Origin of the sequence: Methylocystis sp. (assembly GCF_051061225.1) — a bacterium.
Classification (GTDB): Bacteria; Pseudomonadota; Alphaproteobacteria; order Rhizobiales; family Beijerinckiaceae; genus Methylocystis.
Genome location: NZ_JBPFEB010000006.1, coordinates 99,608 through 116,881, shown reverse-complemented (window position 1 = coordinate 116,881; position 17,274 = coordinate 99,608). Strand labels below are relative to the sequence as shown.

Genomic DNA, 17,274 nt, shown 5'->3' with positions numbered 1-17,274 from the left:
AGGTGAAGTGCGCAGAATGCGTCTACTGGCGGCGCTCGGCGCGTGGTTCGGTTCCCGTCGATCGACTCGACCAGTTCTCCGATTGGTGGAGGCAATCCGGCCATTGCCTGCGGGTGGCGCCCATCCCCTCCGCCGAGCCGGGAAATCGAAGCTTCTGGCCGGCGACGCATCAAAGTGAGGGTTGCGCTGAAGGCGCCCCCCAGCCGCCCGGCCGCGCCAGCAGCTAACCTCGGATCAAGCGCACGCGCTCGTCCACGCCTTGGGCATATCCCTTGTTCCCCCCAGACCGATCAATCCGCCGATCTCGGCGCGCGTTCCTGTGAGGTCGACGAGAAGGGGCGCAATGCAGATTTCCTGATCACCTCTCCAGTAGGGCGGGGTACAAGCTTGTTGCGCAATAACGGCGCGGGGATGCTCGGGCAGGTCCATCCGGCGCCACAGCGTCACGGGAATAGCCCGCGCCGGAAGGCCGTTTTGCAATAACAAGCCATGCTCGTCCGAATCTTCGAGGCTCATCATCTCCCATCGGACAACGCGCCCATAGCCGCAGGACGCCATCGATCCAATGGACCTCAAACCGTGAAGAAGGTCAGCAACACGAGCATGGTCGCCTTGACCGCAGAACCAGATCGCACTCACCGACTCGTACAGCCTGTGAATCGACAATCTCGGGCGAAATGAACTCATTGCATCCATCGCCGCCGCCCGCCAGCTGTTCGCCTCAGCTATGCAATTATCTTCGCCACGCAGGCGTTTGATTCGGCTCCTTTGATATTCAACAGGACCAAATGGTCCGGTTTCAAGCAGTGCGACGGACCCGCAATAAACGCGATCGACGCGCCTCAGCGGAATATGCGCAGGATCGTCGCCGCGCAAAGCCAGCAGGCGCCCGAGGAGCCCGTCGAAATGCAGGAGATTGTTGAGCACGACAGGCGTGTCGATCGCAAGGCGCACTGCAAAACCGCTCATGTCTTCGTGCTCCCTATTGTGAATCCAATTCTTCCGTCGCTCCGGCATTTGTCCAAACCGCCGAAGCTTCCGCGAGCACCGGGTCCGCAGCGTCCAGATGCATCCCTGTGTCATCGAGGCGGAGCGAGCCGATCGTCCGCCACTGGGGCTGCCAATCCCTGCCGTCAGGCGCCTGAATCTGGACGGAATAGTTCAGCTCGATCCTTCCATAACCAGATGTGCGGCCGCCCCCGATGCGCAGATCCAGACTCCAGGAGCGCAACGTATCCAGGAAAAGCCCGATTTCGAGCAGCGAGGCGTTTTGAATCTCTATTCTGTGGTCGAAGATCACGCCAGCAGGCGTTGCCGGTTTTGAGGGAAGGGGTCTTTGCACAGCGAGCGTATAATCGTCACCCTGCCTGAACTGCTCAATTTCCGCGGCGACCTGGGCTGCCTTCGTCTCAAGCATCTCATAGTCGGGGCTTTGCGCCCGTCTGGCCCGCTTCACCGCCTTCTGCGCATCGTCCAGATCCTTCTTCTTTTTTGCGCCGTGCCGGATGAGCATCGTCTGGCGGCGCCATTTTTCCCGCTCGCCCGTCGCAAGAAGATGAATGAGCGTGTCGTCCGCCAATAGAGGATCCCGGCGGACCCCGTCCGGCAGATCCATGCTCCAATCGAACGCGCCCTGTGGACACACTTGCCCGATCGCGGGCTCTATGATCATGCGCCCTCTGATCGGCGTCGGTGAGGCCGCTCCGAAAAGGGACACGATCGGGCTGCTGCTCCGTCTCCTGTCGTCGAAGCTCAGGTCGTTGCAGCCGCTGACAAAGGCGACGCCGCCTTTGGCTTGTTCATATATCTCCTCAAGCGACATGGTGAACGCCGGATCTGCGCGTCGTCTTGCGTCTGTCAGACGTTTGAACGCCAGAGACCGAAGCAATCCCTTCAGCGTTTCGCCGGGTATGACAGGAACGCGAACCGGACAGCCATCGTTCATGACAACCATTGTCAGCGGCCTGTCGCCCTGTCGGATTCGTGTGATCAGGATGGGCGTCTTTGCTTCGATCGTTCCAAGGAAACGGATCGTCGGCATTTGCAGTCCTAGGGTGCGAGAACGGATTGCAGGATCGACGCCGACGTGGTTCCGGGGGCGGGCAATCTGGGCATTGCCGGCGCGATATCAGGGTTTTGTTCCAGGAAATCGTCGAGCTGCCTGCAATCCGTTTCGGATGCCTCACCCAGCGCCATCCGGGTGCGTAGCGTCAATAACCTGGCGACATCGTTGACCTTGATGTCTTTCAGAAGAAGCGCGAGGGAAAGCACTGCCGCCGGCGCCATCTCAAGGGGCTCTGGTCCGTTGATTGAAACGAGACTGCGATCCTGCGTCACCGACCACTTGAAGGACGACTTCCTTCCGAACACCACTGCGACGAACGGAGGCTCAGGCGGGGCCTCGACCAATCGCCTTATGAACCGCGCTGTGTCGCCTCGCTCGGGAAAGCTGATGGAAACATGCTCCGGCACGGGTTGGTCGGGCGCCAGGCGCGTTGTCGCCTCGGCTACAAAAGGGCCGCAAACAAGCATGGAGCCGAGACCAAAGGAACACATGCCGGTTGAGTCATTCATGGGAGCGCAGGGCTCCTCGGGAGATTTGCGCCCAAAGCGCTTCCGCGTGATCGTGTTTTGCGCAATGCACTGTGGCGCGCCGGCTTTGCTGCGCCATAGCTGAACGGAATCGACGCCGCACTCGGGACAAACCGTGCCGATCGGCAGCCGGACAAGCTTTGGTTCCTGTGAAAAGTAGCGCCCCAGATAATCGAAGAACATCGCGCGCCCGGGATCACCGCAGCCCTTTCCAGTCTTCAGCATGGGAGGAAGGCTCCGAAGCCGAAGGCCTTTTGAGGGCCGACGCCTTTGACGAGCCAGTTCTCGAAGCCGCTTTCGTCCCTGACGACGCCAGACACCTCTGCAGTAACCACCGGGATAACCTCTTCCCTGACCTTCGAGTGCGCATGACTTCCGAACTTGCGCAAAACGCGTCTTCTGGCGATCGTGCTGATGTCGCATTGTGCGATATCGAAAAACTGCCCCACGTCGGCCAGTCGCTCGCAAAGCCAGTTTTTGTATGCGTCAACTTCGTCATCACGGCCTTCGGCGGCGTCGCGGGACATCCGAACAGTGCCTCCGCGCGTTACTCTTCGTATTGGGACGAACATTCCCTCCAGGGTTACCGCATCACCGGCGCTCAAGTGGAAAGGGCGATATCCAATATAGGCGCCGCCAGACACCGCCTTCGGGTCTGGCGCCTCACTTCGCCATCCGACTATTCTCACGCTCTTTCCTGCGGCGCATGCGCGCCAGGGACGCATTGCAACGCTGTCGCGTCGAGAGAGCCATACTTTCAATGCGTAACTCAGATCGGCGGCGACAAGCGGATCCGCTTCGAGAGCATCCCTGCGAACCGCGGACAATGGCACGGAGAGTTCGGTCAGATAGAGCATGAAATTCGCAAGTTCTTATGAAGCATTCTCCGGATGCTAGGAGCCAGGCTCCGGCGACGCCAATAAAAATTTATTAATTGAAGTCAGATGCTCCGCGACTCTTGCGAGCGGGGGCGCCCGAGGCAGTCGGCGCAGATGGCTGCTTCGCAGCGCTGCAGCAAAGGGTGTGTCGATCGGCTGATCGAGGCCGAACCAGCGACGCCCGTCTCCATAAAAATAAATTTAGCAGCCGGGAGGCGCTGTATACCTTAGACGCATAGCGGATTTATCGGGCCGCATCTCGCGCTCGATTGCCACTCTGTGTCGGAGCAACAGATGCGAAAAAGAGAGGTTTGCGCGCTGAGTGTCGCACTCGGTCTGAGTGCGTTTGGTGCAGCCGCCGCGCCGGCATGGGCGGAAGATACGTTTGTTGTCCCGTCGTTTGGTACGGATGAAAAGCAGGCGCCGCCACCGCCAGTCCCGCTCTCCGTGTTTGGAGATAACATGCCCGATCCCGGCAGGGCGACGCTTTCCGTGATTCCCGGCTTCACGAATAACGCCCATTCGCTCGTCGGAGCGAAGGGTGTTTCATCGCAATATATCGTCTCCACGACCCCGTGGTTCTGGAGTCCGTCGGCCTCGAATCTGCGCATTGTTCCGCAAAATCAGTTTATCGAAGCGCAGACCGTGACGCTTGCCTATGGCGTGGCGAAGAACCTCTCGGTTGTTTTTGCTACGGGCACGATCGAGAAGCATTCCGATCTGATGACCTTCTATGGGGAGTCCACTCACATCCCGCGTGGCATGAGCTTTCCGGGGACGGATGGCCTCCAGGACTCTTCCGCCGTCATGATCTGGCGGGCTTACGAAGACAAGATCAATCGCATCAAGATCAATCTCGGAATGTCCTTTCCAACGGGAAGCAATCACAACCTGGGTGGCGCGCTTTTGCAGCCCGGCGGTGATTACACGATCGCGCGCGCCTTTTATGGCATGCAATCAGGGACGGGCACGTACGACGTGCTCCCAGGCGTCATGTATGCCGGCGCGATTGCGCCATGGTCATGGGGGCTTTCCTATCGCGCGCGTCTTCCCCTCACCTATAACCCTCAAGGGTACATGTGGGGCAATTACCAGGAAGTGAACGCCTGGGGCGGATTTACCTGGGGTCCAGGTTTGACGACGACGATCCGCGCCAATTTCAACATTCAAAGCCCTATCGCCGGGGCCGATTGGCTGATGCTGGGCAAGCTGCAAAGCGCCAATCCGAATTTCTACGGCGGGAAGCGGATCGAAGCATATGTTGGCGCCGACATCGACGGGAAGCTGTTCGGTGCGCCGGGCTTTTCGATCGGCGTGGAAGGAGGCGCGCCAGTCTTTCAGAACCTCAACGGTCCCCAGCTCTCCAGGAATTGGCAAGCAGGCATGGCGCTGCGCTGGAAGGTCGGCGAGCCCCGATCGAATATGGTTGCTTCGGCCGCGCCCTTGTTCAAGGACGAGAAGGCGGTCGCCTTGTTGCCAATCATGGCTTGGGCAGGGCTCTACTTTGGTGCGAACGCCGGGGGCGTTTCAGCCGGAGACACGAACGCCAGCTTCAGCTACGAGGGCTCCGGCGGGTTTGTTTCCTTGTGGCGGTCGGGCGCGCTCCCGTCCAAACTCAGCCTGGAGAGCAGGGGTTTCTCAGGCGGCGGTCAGATCGGCTATAATGTGAACTTGCACGAGACCGTGCTCGCGGGTCTTGAGGCGGACCTTGCCGGCACGGCTGTTGGCGTCAACAGCGTGGTTTCACTGCAGGGCTCTCCCCTCACTTATCTTCAGGCAGGGCGCGACCAACGCAATCTCGGGACTGTGCGCGCGCGGTTGGGTTACCTGATAACCCCAGCGGCGCTCATTTATGGCACGGTCGGATTCGCATTCGGCGAAACCGACCTCAATGCAACCTATTTCAGCCCAGCCCTCAAGCCAGTGCTCGCTTCCGGGGGCAACTGGCTTGGCTATGTCGATATGACTCCTGGATGGGCTGGCGGCGGTGGCGTCGAGTGGATGTTTTTGCCCAGATGGAGCGTCAAGGCCGAATATATCCATTACGACCTTGGGATTGTACAAACGGCCAAGGCGGGACTGCCCTTGTCTTATGCCTCCGCCGGTCAGTTCTCGACCGTGAATGACCAGCTTCGGTTCGACGGGAAGGTCATCCGCGCAGGGGTGAACTATCACCTCGACTGGAGCAACGCGACTGCGGTTGCGAATTGATCGCGTGGTGAGGCGGGTCGGGCGCTAACTTGGCCGCTGCACTGGCGAGGGTCGCGAAAGCGCGTTCGGTCAAGGTGATTGCGAGCCCCCGCGAATGGCGCGAAAGGCGCCCTCCCCTTCCCCGAAATCGCTCTCGCCACATCGGCGTGAGAAACCCCCAGCGGCGCATGCCGGGGGCTCTCGCCGGTCTGTGGGCGCCTGTCAGAGCAATGGGATGTTAGCCCCGGACGCTGCGGGCGTGAAGATGGTCGAACCGGCCCTCCCCTTGCGCGCAACAAGGCGGGCGGCCCATGAAAACACCGCAAATCCAGTGGGATGCGCGGCGTTTTGCAGCAAGGACGCTGTTGCGACTCCTGAGTGTGTGTTACAATAAGTTTCATGTATCGTTTCTGAATGGTTGCCGCGCGCGGCGGCCGGCGGGCGCCTCTATGAAGCCGCAAGCGCTCGCTCGCGTTTACCTTTTCTTGACTCTGACGCTTCAGGCCGCTTCAGATGGCGCGGGCGCGAGACGGGCGCTTTCGGCTTGTGTCTGGCGTTTGGCTGGCGGCGATTGTGTGAGGGGGGCGTTTGGATGAAGGGATTCACACGCGCGATTGCGCTGCTGGCGGGTCTTCTCGCCTCCCCCGCTCTGGCGAAGCCGTGCCATTGGACCGCCTGCCACGGCGCGCCTTGCAAGAAAGCCCGCGTCGCGAAGAAGGCGCCGGAAAGACGCATCGTCGTGATTCGCAGGGAGACCGAGCCGCCCGCGCCCGCGGCTGCGGCCGTTGCGGTGCAGCCGCCGCCGACGCAGGGGGTGACCGAAATCAGCCTGGACGCCGGCGCGGGCAAAACGCTGAAGCAATTGCTGCTGGAGCTTGGGGCCGACGTCGAGTGGGAGAGCAGCCGGCTGGAGCGGCGCGTCGCCACCGGCAATTTTCAGGGCTCGCGGGAAATCATCGCGCAGAAATTGCTCGAAGACTTCAACTTCGCCATTTTCCACGACCAGTCCCGCCTGCGCGTCATTGTCATGAACACCCCGCCGCGTGACGGCGTCCGGGCCTCGGCCGCGCCGCAGAACCCGACGGGCGTGGCTCCCGCGAAATAGCCGTTCACACCCGTCTCTCAGGAGACCTCCAGCACGACCACCGCGACGTCGTCGCTGAGCGGCGTGGCGCCGCAGAAGGCCCGCACGTCGTGCAGGATGGCCGTCATGATCCGCTCGGGCGGCTCGCGGCGATGGGCGATGAAGCTGTCGCACAGACGCGACAGGCCGAAGAAGGCGCCCTCGGCGTCCTGCGCCTCGGTGACGCCATCGGTGTAGAGGAGCAGCCGATCGCCCGCGCCGAGCGTGATGCGGCGATCTTCGAAGGCGACGCCGCGCTTCGCCCCAAGCACCATGCCGTCGGCGTCGAGTTCGAGGCAATCGGCCGCTTCGGCGCGCAGCAGCAGCGCCGGATTATGGCCGGCGCTGCCGAATCTCAGCGTGCGGCTCTCCGGCTCGAAGCGGCAACTGAACATTGTGATGAACAGTTCCGCCCGGGTGAGATCGTCGTAGAGCAGATCGTTGAGATCGTGCAGCACTTGCGCCGGCGGCGTGATTCCCGGCTCGCGGGCGCGGGCGCGAACCATGCTGCGCACCTCGGTCATGATCAGGGCGGCGCCGACATTGTGCCCTGAAACGTCGGCGACGATGATGTCGACCGCTCCGGCGTTTTCGAAATAGTCGAAATAATCGCCGCCGACATGCGTCGCGGGCGCGCAGAGGCCGGCGACGGCGGCGCGCGCGACGCGCAGCGGCTCGCCCGGCAGCAGCGAGAGCTGAATCTCACGGGCGATTTCGAGACTGCGGCGGTTTTCCTCCGCGCGCCGCTTCTCGGTCACGTCGGTCTGCACGCCGATGAAATGGGTGATGGCGCCGGTTTCGTCGGGCACCGGCGAGATCATCAGCTCGTTCCAGAAGGCTTCGCCATTCTTGCGATAGTTTCGCAAGGTGACCTCGCAGCCTTCGCCCGCCGCGAGCGCATGACGGATCTTTTCGATCGCCTCGCGGTCGGTGCCCGGTCCCTGCAACATGTGCATGCCGCCTTCGAGCAGCTCCTGCTGCGTATAGCCGGTCATGCGCGCGAGCGCCGGATTGACGTAGATATTCGGATTGCCCGGCCGGCGCGCGTCGCAGATCACAATGCCGACGTTCACCGCCTCCATGGCGCGGTTGCGCACGCGTAGCGCGTCCTCGTAATTCTTGCGGTCGGTGATGTCGCGATCGACGCCGCGCCATTTCACCAGCCGCCCGGCCTCGTCGAAGATCGGCGCCCCGGTCGATTCGGTGAAGATGCGGCGGCCGTCGCGATGGCGGTAGCAGTTGACGACGCGGGTGAACGGCTGGGGGCGTTCCGCCTGCGCCGATCTGCCGGACCCGCCGTCGAACAGGGAGAGATACGTCTTGCCGATCACCTCCTGCGGCGACAGGCCGAGGATGTCGCGCACGGCGTCGCTGCTGTAGGTGTAGCGGCCCCCGGCGTCCTGCTCCCACAGCCATTCGCCGACCATTTGCGCGACCTTGCGGAAGCGCTCCTCGCTTTGCGCGAGGGCCTCCTTGTCGCGCCGCTGCTCCGTCACGTCCTGCTGAAGGGCGAGGAAATGCCGTATCCGCCCGTGGTCGTCGCGCAGCGGCGTGATGATGTCATAGGCCCAGTAGAGTTCGCCATTCTTGCGCCGGTCCTCCAGCTCGCCGCGCCATTCGCCGCCCGAGGTGATCGTGTCCCACAGACGCTCATATTGCGCCTTCGGCGTATGTCCGGATTTGAACGTGCTGGGATTTTTGCCGAGAAGCTCGTCCTCCGAATATCCGGTCAGGCGCGAGAAGGCGCTGTTGACATATTGGATGGCGCCGTCCCGGTCGCTGATCAGCACGCCGACGGGGCTTTGTTCGACCGCCGCCGAGAGCATCCACAACCGCCCCTCGACGCTCTTCGCGCGGGTGAGATCATGGGTGACGCCGACGAAATAGCGTCGGCCCTCCAGCCAGATCTCGCCGATCGAGAGATACATCGGGAACACCGAGCCGTCCTTGCGCCGTCCCGCCACTTCGCGGCCGACGCCGATGATCTTGCGCACGCCGGTGCGGCGATAGGCTTCCAGATAGCCGTCATGGGCCTCGCGATAGGGCGAGGGCATCAGGAGCTTCACATTGGCGCCCAGCACCTCCTCGGCCGCATAGCCGAAGAGTTTCTCGGCCCCGGCGCTGAACAGGAGAACCCGGCCGCGCTCGTCGATCACCACCAGCCCGTCGGCCATGCCGCTGAAGATGGCGTCGAGCTTGATCTTGATGTCCTCCAGCGCCGCGTCGCCGGAGGATGAAACGTCTTCGGGGCGCAGCTTCAGCAGCAGCCCTTCCGAGCCGCCCTTGCCGAGGCGCCAGATCGCGCCGGTGGCGAAAACCTCCGTTTCGTCCTTGCGCCGCACGCTGACGTCGAGCCATTGCCGCGCCGGCGCCAGCCGCCAGGTGAGGGAGGAGTCGATCTCCGCGCCGCCGATCTTCAGCCGCCCCGGAAAGGGGCGTCCCGCGAGCTCCTCCTCGCCATAGCCGGTGAGCGTCTCGGCGCGCCGGTTCATCGCGAGCACGCGGCCTGACGCGTCCATCAGACAGGCGGCGTCAGTCGCCGTTTCGAGAAGCAGATGCGAGAGCGGCCTCTCCTCCACGCGCGGCTCCTTCCCTCAGGCCCGTCTCGGCGCGTCGCAGCCATCGACGAGCGCGTCGAGCTCGGCGGCGAAGAGCGCATAGGGCGAGATTGTTTTCGGCGTGTCCGTGATGAGTTCGTCATGCAGCTTTTGCAGCAGCAGAAGCTGCGGCGTCAGTCCCGCCTGCTCGAAGACGTCGGCCGGCGCGCTCGCGCCGCCGCGCAGCATCAGCCCGGCGATCCGCGCCGCCGCGCAGCGCAGGCGCGTCTCCAGCGTTCGTTGCAGACGCGCTTCCCACCCGTCGCGCGCGGAGAGCGCGGCGGCGCCCGCCGCGATCGCGGGAAGTCCCAGAAGCGCGGCCGCGTCGTCGAAAAGCCGCGCGATCACCGCCACGTCATTGCCGGAAGCGCGGGCGAGATCGACGAGGAAGGGAAAATCCCGCAGCCGCGCGAGAAACATGCGCCGCGACGGCGCCGTCGAGACGGCGTCGAGAATGGAGGGCGTCGCCCCCGGCAGCAGATAGGCCAGATAGGCCTGCAAATCGGCGCGCCAGGCGGCGATCTGCTGTTTCTCGGGCCGCAGCGGCAGGCCGCGTTGCAGCGCCGCGCGGCACAGCATCGACAGCGTGTTTTCGAGTTCGTCGCGGGCGCGGTATTTTTCCTGCGGATCGCGGGTGAGATCGCGCAGCGCCTGGCGCCAGCGCGCGCCCTCCAGAATGGCGTCGAAGGCGAGATAAAGCTCCACGGCGCGGATGAGCAGATCGGGCGTCAGCGGATCGCCGAACAGGAGAAAGCGCGCGCCGGCCTGATCGACGATCCTGTTGCAAATGACCGTCGCGGCGATCTCGCGCGCGAGCGGATGCGCGACGATTTCCGCCGCATGGGTGAAGCGCAGCGATTGCGGGAAATATTCGCTCAGAAAGGCGCGCGCCCAATTGGCGTCGAGAACATGCGGCGCCTCCAGCAGCGCGCGTTTCAGCGCGAGTTTCGCGTCGGCCATGAGCAGCGCGAGTTCGGGGCGGGTGAGCCCCTTCTCGGCGCGCGCGAGCACGTCCTTGCGCGTCGGAAAGCCGTCATTGGCGCGGTCGAGCCGCCCGGCGGCCTCGAAGCGATCCGCGACATCCATGAAGGCCGGGACGTCGTCGCGGGCGCGCAACTGTTCGAGCGAGAGGGAAAGGCTCTGGTGGTAATTGTCGTCGAGCACCGCCGCGCAGACTTCCTCCGTCAGCGCCTGAAGCCGGGCCGGCTGCGGGTCGTTCTTGAACAAAATCTTGAGATTCACTTCATGATCCGAGAGATCGACGCCCGCCGAATTGTCCACGGCGTCGGTGTCGATGCGCCCGCCGTTCAGCGCATATTCGACGCGCGCGCGCTTGGTGAAAGCGAGATTGGCGCCCTCCGCCACGACGCGGGCGCGCAATTGGCCGGCGTTGACGCGCGCCCCGTCATTGGCGCGATCGCCCACGCTCTCGTCGCTTTCGTCGGCGCCCTTCACATAAGTGCCGACGCCGCCCATCCAGATGAGATCGACCGGGGCCGTCAGCAGCAGGCGAATGAGCCCTTCCCCGTCCACGAGCCGATGACGCGCGCCGAGCATGTCGCGCGCCTGCTGCGAGAGTTCGATGTCCTTGGCGTCGCGCCGCCACACGCCGCCGCCCGGCGAGAGTTTGGCGGGATCGTAATTGGCCCAGCTCGATCGCGGCAGATCGAAGAGCCGCCGCCGTTCGGCGAAGGAGACGGCGGGATCGGGATCGGGGTCGATGAAGATATGACTGCCGCTGAAGGCGCCGAGAAGCTTCAACTTGTCGGAAAGGAGCATGCCGTTGCCGAACACGTCGCCGTCCATCGAGCCCACGCCGACGACGGTCACCGGGTCGTGATCCAGATCGCGGCCGAGCTCAAGAAAATGACGGCGCGCGCAGACCCAGGCGCCGCGCGCGGTGATGCCCAGCTTCTTGTGGTGATAGCCGTTGGAGCCGCCCGTCGCGAAGGCGTCGCCGAGCCAGAAGCCGCGCGCGGTCGCAATTTCATTGGCGATGTCCGACCAGGCGGCCGTGCCCTTGTCCGCCGCGACGACGAGATAGGGATCGGGATCGTCGTAGACGCGCATGTCGCGCGGACGCTCCGGCGCGTGCGCGGCGCCCAGATTGTCGGTCAGATCGAGCAGCGCGCCGACGAAGGCGCGATAGGCGGCCTTCCCCTGCCCTTCGCGCGCGATCGGATCGCTCAGCGGGGCCTTCAGCACGAAGCCGCCCTTCGCGCCCTGCGGCACGATGAGCGCGTTCTTGACCATCTGCGTCTGCATCAGATCGAGAATTTCCGCGCGCAGGTCATGCGCCCGGTCCGACCAGCGCAGACCTCCGCGCGACACGGGCGCGCCGCGCAGATGCACGCCCTCGAAGGACGGCGCATGGACGAAGATTTCGACGAAGGGCTTGGGCGCGGGCGCGCTCATCACGCCGAGACTGTCGAATTTGAAGGCGAGCGCGGACCGCGCGCCCGGCGCATAGAAATTGGTGCGCAGCGTCGCGTCGATGAGATTGAAGAGATCGCGCAGCAGGCTGTCGTCGGTGGCGTTCTCCACCTTGTCGAAGGCGACGATGAGGCGCTGGCGGATGTCGGCGAGGGCGTCGAGCGCGCCCTGCCCCGCATGCGCGGGCGCGAAGCGCGTTTCGAAATAGGAGAAGAGAAGCCGCGTCGCCTCGGCCTTGCGCAACAGCGCTTCATAAAGCCGCGTGCGGCCGACGCGCCCGCCGAGCTGCACATAGTAATGACAATAGCCGCGCAGCGCGTCGACCTCGCGCCAGTCGAGGCCCGCGAGCAGGATGAGCTGATTGAGCGGATCGTCCGTCGCCTCTCCCGCCAGCAGCGCGGCGAGCGCGCGCAGGAGCTGCGGCTTCGACGCCGCCGCCCGCCCGCCCTGCGCGGGCCTGACGAGGAAGCTGCGGATGAAGTGCGGCGTCCCCCCCGCCGTAAGCGTGAACAGAGTCTGATCGACGGCGGGAAGGCCCAGATTGTGCAGCATGGGCGTCAGCGCATCGAGATCGTGCGGGCTCTCGCCATAGATGCGGATTTCGAAGGCCGCCGCGCCATCCTGCTGCGCGCGTTGGCGCAGATCGACGGCGACGCCGCCCTGGCTTTGCAGGCGATCGAGCAGGAGAAGATCGCGCCCGCGCTGGCGCGGCGGCGTCAGCTCGGCGTAATTGGGCGGAAACTGAAAGGTCCCGGCGTCGGCGCGGGCCGCGAGCGGAACCGCCCGCTCCACGACGTCTCGCAGCTCTGTGTCCCCGTTCATGCAGACAGGCTTTCCTTGAAGGCGCTTTCACGGGACGCGGACGCGGCCCCGGCTCATTTCAGGCTCTTGCGCATCTCGAGGACATTGCCGTCCGCGCCCTTGTGATATTCGACCGAGTCCATGAGGTTGCGGATGAAGAAGATGCCGCGGCCGCGCTCGCTGAGCTGCTCGACGTCCGGCGGCGGAATCGAGGCGATGTCGAAGCCCTGCCCGTGGTCGTAGACGCGGATGCGAATGTCCCTGTCGGCGATGTCGAGACAGACCTTCACCGTATTGTCGGCGTCGCGCGCACCGGAATATTCGATGGCGTTGGCGACCGCCTCGGTCAGCACGAGATTGAGGTGCCAGGCGAGCGTGTCGCAATCGGGCGCGTCGGCGTCCATCTCCCGGGCGATCTGCTCGGCGATGTTGCCGATCAGCCGCAGGTAGCGCGTCTGGTTGGGAACGACGATGTCGACGCTCATATTGGTGTGCCGCATCTATCCCACGCTCTGGCTGGCGAGCGCCTCCTGCAAACGCGGATAGATGTCGAAGACGCGATTGAGCCGCGTCAGTTCAAACATGGCGCGAACGCGCGGCTGCGGGCCGGCGAGCACCAGCGAGCCGCCGCGCTGCGAGGCGTTCTTGTAGCCCGACAGCAGCGCGCCGAGGCCCGAACTGTCGATAAAGTTCACCGACGAGAGATCGACGACAAGATGCCGGCCGCCCTCTTCCAGAAGGCGCAGGAACCGATCCTTCAGCTCGCCGGAATTATGCGCGTCCAGGCGCTCCTCCCGGACCGCGACGACAATCTGACCATTTTGGGATTGGGTTTCGAGTTTCATGGCCGCTGCGACGCGCTCCCTGTTGTGAACTTAGCTAGGACGCCCCACAGCGGCGTCAATCAGTCGCGCAGCTGGCGCAGCGCAAGCGGCGCGGGCCGAAGCGGGCGTCGCCCCGGCGTGCGGCGCTCCAGATATCTAATCCCAGGGTTTGGAGGTGCAATCTTACCCAGCGACTGGAAGGATGCGCTATGGGCCAGGCTCTCCACGGGAGCGCACGCACGACAGAGGCGGTGCGTCGAACGATACAACTAGTCAAGAGAACTTGAGAGCCCTCGCCAAGCGGCATGGGTCAACCAGAAGACGAAAGAATTCATTCGAGCGGACAATCCTCCATCTTGTTGCTTGGGTAGGATTGACCGACGAGAAATAGCTAAGATATAGCTTTGTTTATGCGAGACCGCTTGGCGATGGGCTGAACTAACAAGCTCAGCATCTCTCATGCTAATTTGCGCAGGCGATGCTCCCTCAAAATTTCAGAGCAGGCCCAATGACAAAGATCATGAGGTTCGTTTTTTTAGTTTGCTTTTTGCTCTGGCTGATTGCTTACGTGGGCTTATATGTCGCAAGGCTAAGTAAATTCGACAACTTCTATTCAGTTGAGTATAGCTACTCACACTACATATTCGGAATTGTCATCATGGCAATTTTCTGTGTGACGTTCGGGATATGCACTTATAAGAATTGGCCCCCGTCTATTCCTGTCGTGAGTTTTGCAGCCATTTGCGGACTTATGGTAATAGCATTTCTATTCCCGCCTGTTACTCCCGTCGACTTTTTCCTGCTGCATGGGAAGGAAGGCAGCCCTTTCAAGAATTGCAAAACAGACTGTGCGCTTGCATTTGAACCCTCCTCTTATCAGTTCGGCTTGAATGAATCGATAGATGTACTCATAATATACTCGCCAGCCGACAGCTTCAAGGAGTGCCTAGGAAGTGGAGTCGGGGATTTATGCAAAAAGATGGTCCTCGGCTTAGAGATCGAGCAGCATTATGGAATGGGCGAGAACTGCGACTTTGCGATCAGCCGCCTCTCAAAGGCAAACTACTATAAGCTGACACTATACGGGTGCAGGTAGCGCGGCCATTCCCAAAAATTGAGGGAACATATTTGGAAACTGCGCGACGCTCCCTTCTGCGGCTGGTCAAACATCTAACGAAGGGTGAACGCCGCCGTCATCCTTAATCCTTCCTTAACCATCTCGCTGCATTAAGGAATCGTCAATAAACCAAGAGCTTGCCGTGACGCAGACCGCCTCCCGCCATATTCGTTTCCGCGGCCGCTCCTTCCCGGCGCTGGCGCTCGAGCCCGAGGCGCCGCTCGCCGGCTGGATCGAGAAGCTCGACGCCTATCTCGCCTGTTCGCCGGCCTTCTTCAGCCGCAAGGCGATCGTCATCGACGTGGCCAGGCTCGACCTGACGCGCCCGGCGCTGGTGGAGCTGCTGCACCAACTGGCGGCGCGCAAGATCCGCGCGCTGGGCGTCGCGGGCGTCGATCCGGCCTGGGCGTCGGATGATCTGCCGCCGATCCTCGCCGGCGGCCGCGACGCGCCGCTGGAAGCTGAAAACGCCGCCGCCAAAACCGCCCTGACGCGCGAGGAGCTTGCCGCCTTCGAGGAGATCGCCGGCGCGCTCAAGGGCAAGGAGGAGACCGCCCTCGCGGAGGACGCCGCGCCGCAGGCGCCGGCCTTCCAGCCGCTGGTGATCGAAGCGCCGGTGCGCTCGGGACAGACGATCTTCTATCCGCAGGGCGACGTCATCGTGATCGGCTCGGTCAGCTCGGGCGCGGACGTCATCGCGGGCGGCTCGATTCACATTTACGGCACGCTGCGCGGCCGCGCCATGGCGGGCGCCTATGGCGAGACGCAGGCGCGCATCTTCTGCCGCCGCCTCGAAGCGGAATTGCTGGCGGTCGGCGGCGTCTATCTCACCGCCGACGAGATCAACGCGCAGATGCTCAGCCAGAATGTTCACATCTGGCTGGAGCGCGAGGACGTGAAGATCGCGCGGCTCGATTAGCGCGCGCGAGCGCGCGGCACTGTTTCAGGATGAAGTGAGGACAAGCAAGATGGCAAAGGTCCTGGTGATCACCTCCGGCAAGGGCGGCGTCGGCAAGACGACGTCCACCGCCGCGCTCGGCGCGGCGCTCGCCCAGCAGGGAAAGAAAGTCGCCGTCGTCGATTTCGACGTGGGCCTGCGCAATCTCGATCTGGTGATGGGCGCCGAACGGCGCGTCGTCTTCGATCTCATCAATGTCGCGCAGGGCGACGCCAAGCTGCATCAGGCGCTCATCCGCGACAAGCGCCTGCAAAACCTCTTCCTGCTGCCCGCCTCGCAGACGCGCGACAAGGACGCGCTCACCGAAGACGGCGTGCGCACCGTCATCACGGAGTTGCGCGAGAAATTCGATTTCATCCTGTGCGACAGTCCGGCGGGAATCGAACGTGGCGCGACGCTCGCCATGCGCTTCGCCGACGTCGCCGTTGTCGTTGTGAATCCGGAAGTCTCGTCGGTGCGCGACTCCGACCGCATCATCGGCCTTCTCGACGCCAAGACCGAGCGCGCCGAAAAGGGCGAGCGCGTCGAGAAACATCTGCTGCTCACGCGTTATGACGCCGCCCGCGCGGGACGCGGCGAGATGCTCGCCCTTGACGACATTCTCGAAATTCTCTCGATTCCGCTGATCGGCGTCGTGCCGGAAAGCGAGGAGGTGCTGCGCGCCTCCAACATGGGCGCGCCGGTCGTGCTGCATCAGGCGGCGAGCGCCCCTGCCCGCGCCTATGCCGACGCCGCCCGCCGGCTGCTCGGCGAAGAGCTGCCGATGAACATTCCCTCCGACAGGAAGGGCCTTCTGGGGCGCCTCTTCGGCAGGAGGGCGGCATGAAGCTGTTCGGCTTTTTCAACCGGGGAAGCTCGGCGCCGGTGGCGCGCGAGCGGCTTCAGATCCTGCTCGCCCATGAGCGCCGCTCGTCCTGCAATTCCGATCTCCTCGCGGCCCTGCACCGGGACGTGCTGGAGGCCATCTCCCGTCATGTCTCGGTCGACCCCGACAAGGTGGAGGTGAAACTGCATCGCCGCGACGGCGTGTCTCTTCTCGAGATCGACATAGAGATGGAAGCCGACGCCATGCGCCCCGGCGAGCGCGCGGCCTAGGACAAACGCCCCTTCGCGCTCCGACGCCGCTTCGGCCGGCGCCGGGGCGGCGCGCGTGGGAGCAGGCGGAACGCGCTGGCGCTCTCCCACCGGCGGTTGCATGTCACAAAAGCGATAAACTTGAGCTTTACAGTTCGTTCAGGAATTCATCTGAACGAAATCGAACGATGACGACGATCGACGGCGAGCGTATCGACCGGGCGCTGGCCGAAATCGGAAAGGCTGTGGGCGCGAGTCTCGTCTTCGACGAGCATCGGGTGGCCACAATCGAATGCGCGCAGGGCGTGCTCTGCTCCATCGAGGCGCCCCGCAACGCCGAGCACGTCTATTTTCACGCGCCCGTGTCGCGTCTCCCCAAAGACAGCCGCGAGGCGGCGCTTCTGCGGAGCCTGCGGCTCAATCTCTTTGGCCTGTCGCTTCCGGGCGCGTGGGTGGCGCTGGACGAGGCGAGCGACGAACTCGTCCTGTGTTACGCCGTTCCGGGCGCGCTGATCGACGGCGATCGCCTCGCCGCGATCATGGCCGCCTTCGTCGAACAGGCCGCCGCCCTGCCCGCCGTGCTCGCGGGCGCGCCGCCGCCCTTCGAGCCGCTTCCCCTCGCCAGCGGGATTTCGACCCTCATCCGGGCCTAGCCGCTTTCCGCCAAAGCGACGCCGGCTGGTCGAG

15 protein-coding genes are annotated in these 17,274 nt (G+C 63.7%); 7 read left to right on the top strand and 8 right to left on the bottom strand.

What is annotated here, in order from left to right; translation table 11 throughout:
• Positions 1-234 precede the first annotated feature (234 nt).
• Genes ACR652_RS02530 through ACR652_RS02515 form a run of 4 tightly spaced genes read right to left on the bottom strand, consistent with a single transcriptional unit; the run spans position 235 to position 3,449 of the window.
• Positions 235-969, bottom strand: a complete 735-nt coding sequence (locus ACR652_RS02530) for a hypothetical protein (protein WP_434504952.1) — start codon at positions 967-969, stop codon at positions 235-237.
• Between the two features lie 13 nt (positions 970-982).
• Complete coding sequence (locus tag ACR652_RS02525; RefSeq protein WP_434504951.1) at positions 983-2,041, bottom strand: RAMP superfamily CRISPR-associated protein; 1,059 nt, start codon at positions 2,039-2,041, stop codon at positions 983-985.
• Positions 2,042-2,049: 8 nt separating this feature from the next.
• Positions 2,050-2,817: a hypothetical protein gene (locus tag ACR652_RS02520; RefSeq protein ID WP_434504950.1), complete on the bottom strand. Its 768-nt coding sequence runs from the start codon at positions 2,815-2,817 to the stop codon at positions 2,050-2,052.
• Positions 2,811-3,449 (bottom strand): type I-E CRISPR-associated protein Cas6/Cse3/CasE, encoded by a 639-nt coding sequence (locus ACR652_RS02515; RefSeq protein ID WP_434504949.1) that lies wholly within the window; start codon positions 3,447-3,449, stop codon positions 2,811-2,813. The genes ACR652_RS02520 and ACR652_RS02515 overlap by 7 nt, the downstream gene beginning before the upstream one ends.
• A gap of 315 nt (positions 3,450-3,764) precedes the next feature.
• On the opposite strand from ACR652_RS02515, the gene ACR652_RS02510 reads away from it, so the two are divergent.
• Together ACR652_RS02510 and ACR652_RS02505 are read left to right on the top strand one after the other, a co-directional pair.
• Positions 3,765-5,681, top strand: coding sequence for an outer membrane protein (locus ACR652_RS02510; protein ID WP_434504948.1), 1,917 nt, complete (start codon positions 3,765-3,767; stop codon positions 5,679-5,681).
• 571 nt (positions 5,682-6,252) lie between these two features.
• Positions 6,253-6,765 (top strand): hypothetical protein, encoded by a 513-nt coding sequence (locus ACR652_RS02505; protein ID WP_434504947.1) that lies wholly within the window; start codon positions 6,253-6,255, stop codon positions 6,763-6,765.
• Between the two features lie 17 nt (positions 6,766-6,782).
• Here ACR652_RS02505 and ACR652_RS02500 read toward each other — a convergent pair whose 3' ends face one another.
• From ACR652_RS02500 to ACR652_RS02485, 4 genes are read right to left on the bottom strand one after another with little or no spacing between them, the layout of a single operon-like run.
• Positions 6,783-9,362 carry a PAS domain S-box protein gene (locus tag ACR652_RS02500; RefSeq protein WP_434504946.1) on the bottom strand — a complete coding sequence of 860 codons (2,580 nt, stop codon included), beginning with the start codon at positions 9,360-9,362 and terminating at the stop codon, positions 6,783-6,785.
• Positions 9,363-9,377: 15 nt separating this feature from the next.
• Entirely contained in the window at positions 9,378-12,635 is a 3,258-nt protein-coding gene (locus ACR652_RS02495) for an NAD-glutamate dehydrogenase domain-containing protein (protein ID WP_434504945.1), read from the bottom strand.
• Between the two features lie 53 nt (positions 12,636-12,688).
• Positions 12,689-13,114 carry an ATP-binding protein gene (locus ACR652_RS02490; protein WP_434504944.1) on the bottom strand — a complete coding sequence of 142 codons (426 nt, stop codon included), beginning with the start codon at positions 13,112-13,114 and terminating at the stop codon, positions 12,689-12,691.
• Positions 13,115-13,459 (bottom strand): STAS domain-containing protein, encoded by a 345-nt coding sequence (locus ACR652_RS02485; protein ID WP_434504943.1) that lies wholly within the window; start codon positions 13,457-13,459, stop codon positions 13,115-13,117.
• 487 nt (positions 13,460-13,946) lie between these two features.
• Here ACR652_RS02485 and ACR652_RS02480 point away from each other — a divergent pair, with 487 nt between their 5' ends.
• The 5 genes from ACR652_RS02480 to ACR652_RS02460 all read left to right on the top strand — a co-directional run bounded on the left by ACR652_RS02480 (position 13,947) and on the right by ACR652_RS02460 (position 17,240).
• Positions 13,947-14,534, top strand: coding sequence for a hypothetical protein (locus ACR652_RS02480; protein WP_434504942.1), 588 nt, complete (start codon positions 13,947-13,949; stop codon positions 14,532-14,534).
• A 163-nt stretch (positions 14,535-14,697) separates the two neighbouring features.
• Positions 14,698-15,474, top strand: a complete 777-nt coding sequence (gene minC / locus ACR652_RS02475) for a septum site-determining protein MinC (protein WP_434504941.1) — start codon at positions 14,698-14,700, stop codon at positions 15,472-15,474.
• 49 nt (positions 15,475-15,523) lie between these two features.
• Positions 15,524-16,339: a septum site-determining protein MinD gene (gene minD, locus ACR652_RS02470; protein WP_434504940.1), complete on the top strand. Its 816-nt coding sequence runs from the start codon at positions 15,524-15,526 to the stop codon at positions 16,337-16,339.
• On the top strand, positions 16,336-16,608 hold the full coding sequence (minE, locus tag ACR652_RS02465; RefSeq protein WP_434504939.1) for a cell division topological specificity factor MinE: 273 nt from the start codon (positions 16,336-16,338) through the stop codon (positions 16,606-16,608). The genes minD and minE overlap by 4 nt, the downstream gene beginning before the upstream one ends.
• Before the next feature lie 167 nt (positions 16,609-16,775).
• The gene (locus ACR652_RS02460) at positions 16,776-17,240 is read left to right on the top strand and encodes a CesT family type III secretion system chaperone (protein ID WP_434504938.1); all 465 of its coding nucleotides are present in this window, start codon (positions 16,776-16,778) and stop codon (positions 17,238-17,240) included.
• Positions 17,241-17,274: the final 34 nt, after the last annotated feature.

What these genes read in the sequence shown, in the direction of transcription:
- minE (WP_434504939.1), top strand. Translation starts at nt 16,336, where the DNA reads ATGAAGCTGTTCGGCTTTTTCAACCGGGGAAGCTCGGCGCCGGTGGCG.
- ACR652_RS02460 (WP_434504938.1), top strand. Translation starts at nt 16,776, where the DNA reads ATGACGACGATCGACGGCGAGCGTATCGACCGGGCGCTGGCCGAAATC.
- ACR652_RS02495 (WP_434504945.1), bottom strand. Translation starts at nt 12,635, where the DNA reads ATGAACGGGGACACAGAGCTGCGAGACGTCGTGGAGCGGGCGGTTCCG.
- ACR652_RS02520 (WP_434504950.1), bottom strand. Translation starts at nt 2,817, where the DNA reads ATGCTGAAGACTGGAAAGGGCTGCGGTGATCCCGGGCGCGCGATGTTC.
- ACR652_RS02510 (WP_434504948.1), top strand. Translation starts at nt 3,765, where the DNA reads ATGCGAAAAAGAGAGGTTTGCGCGCTGAGTGTCGCACTCGGTCTGAGT.
- ACR652_RS02515 (WP_434504949.1), bottom strand. Translation starts at nt 3,449, where the DNA reads ATGCTCTATCTGACCGAACTCTCCGTGCCATTGTCCGCGGTTCGCAGG.
- minD (WP_434504940.1), top strand. Translation starts at nt 15,524, where the DNA reads ATGGCAAAGGTCCTGGTGATCACCTCCGGCAAGGGCGGCGTCGGCAAG.
- ACR652_RS02530 (WP_434504952.1), bottom strand. Translation starts at nt 969, where the DNA reads ATGAGCGGTTTTGCAGTGCGCCTTGCGATCGACACGCCTGTCGTGCTC.
- ACR652_RS02490 (WP_434504944.1), bottom strand. Translation starts at nt 13,114, where the DNA reads ATGCGGCACACCAATATGAGCGTCGACATCGTCGTTCCCAACCAGACG.
- ACR652_RS02505 (WP_434504947.1), top strand. Translation starts at nt 6,253, where the DNA reads ATGAAGGGATTCACACGCGCGATTGCGCTGCTGGCGGGTCTTCTCGCC.
- ACR652_RS02525 (WP_434504951.1), bottom strand. Translation starts at nt 2,041, where the DNA reads ATGCCGACGATCCGTTTCCTTGGAACGATCGAAGCAAAGACGCCCATC.
- ACR652_RS02480 (WP_434504942.1), top strand. Translation starts at nt 13,947, where the DNA reads ATGACAAAGATCATGAGGTTCGTTTTTTTAGTTTGCTTTTTGCTCTGG.
- ACR652_RS02485 (WP_434504943.1), bottom strand. Translation starts at nt 13,459, where the DNA reads ATGAAACTCGAAACCCAATCCCAAAATGGTCAGATTGTCGTCGCGGTC.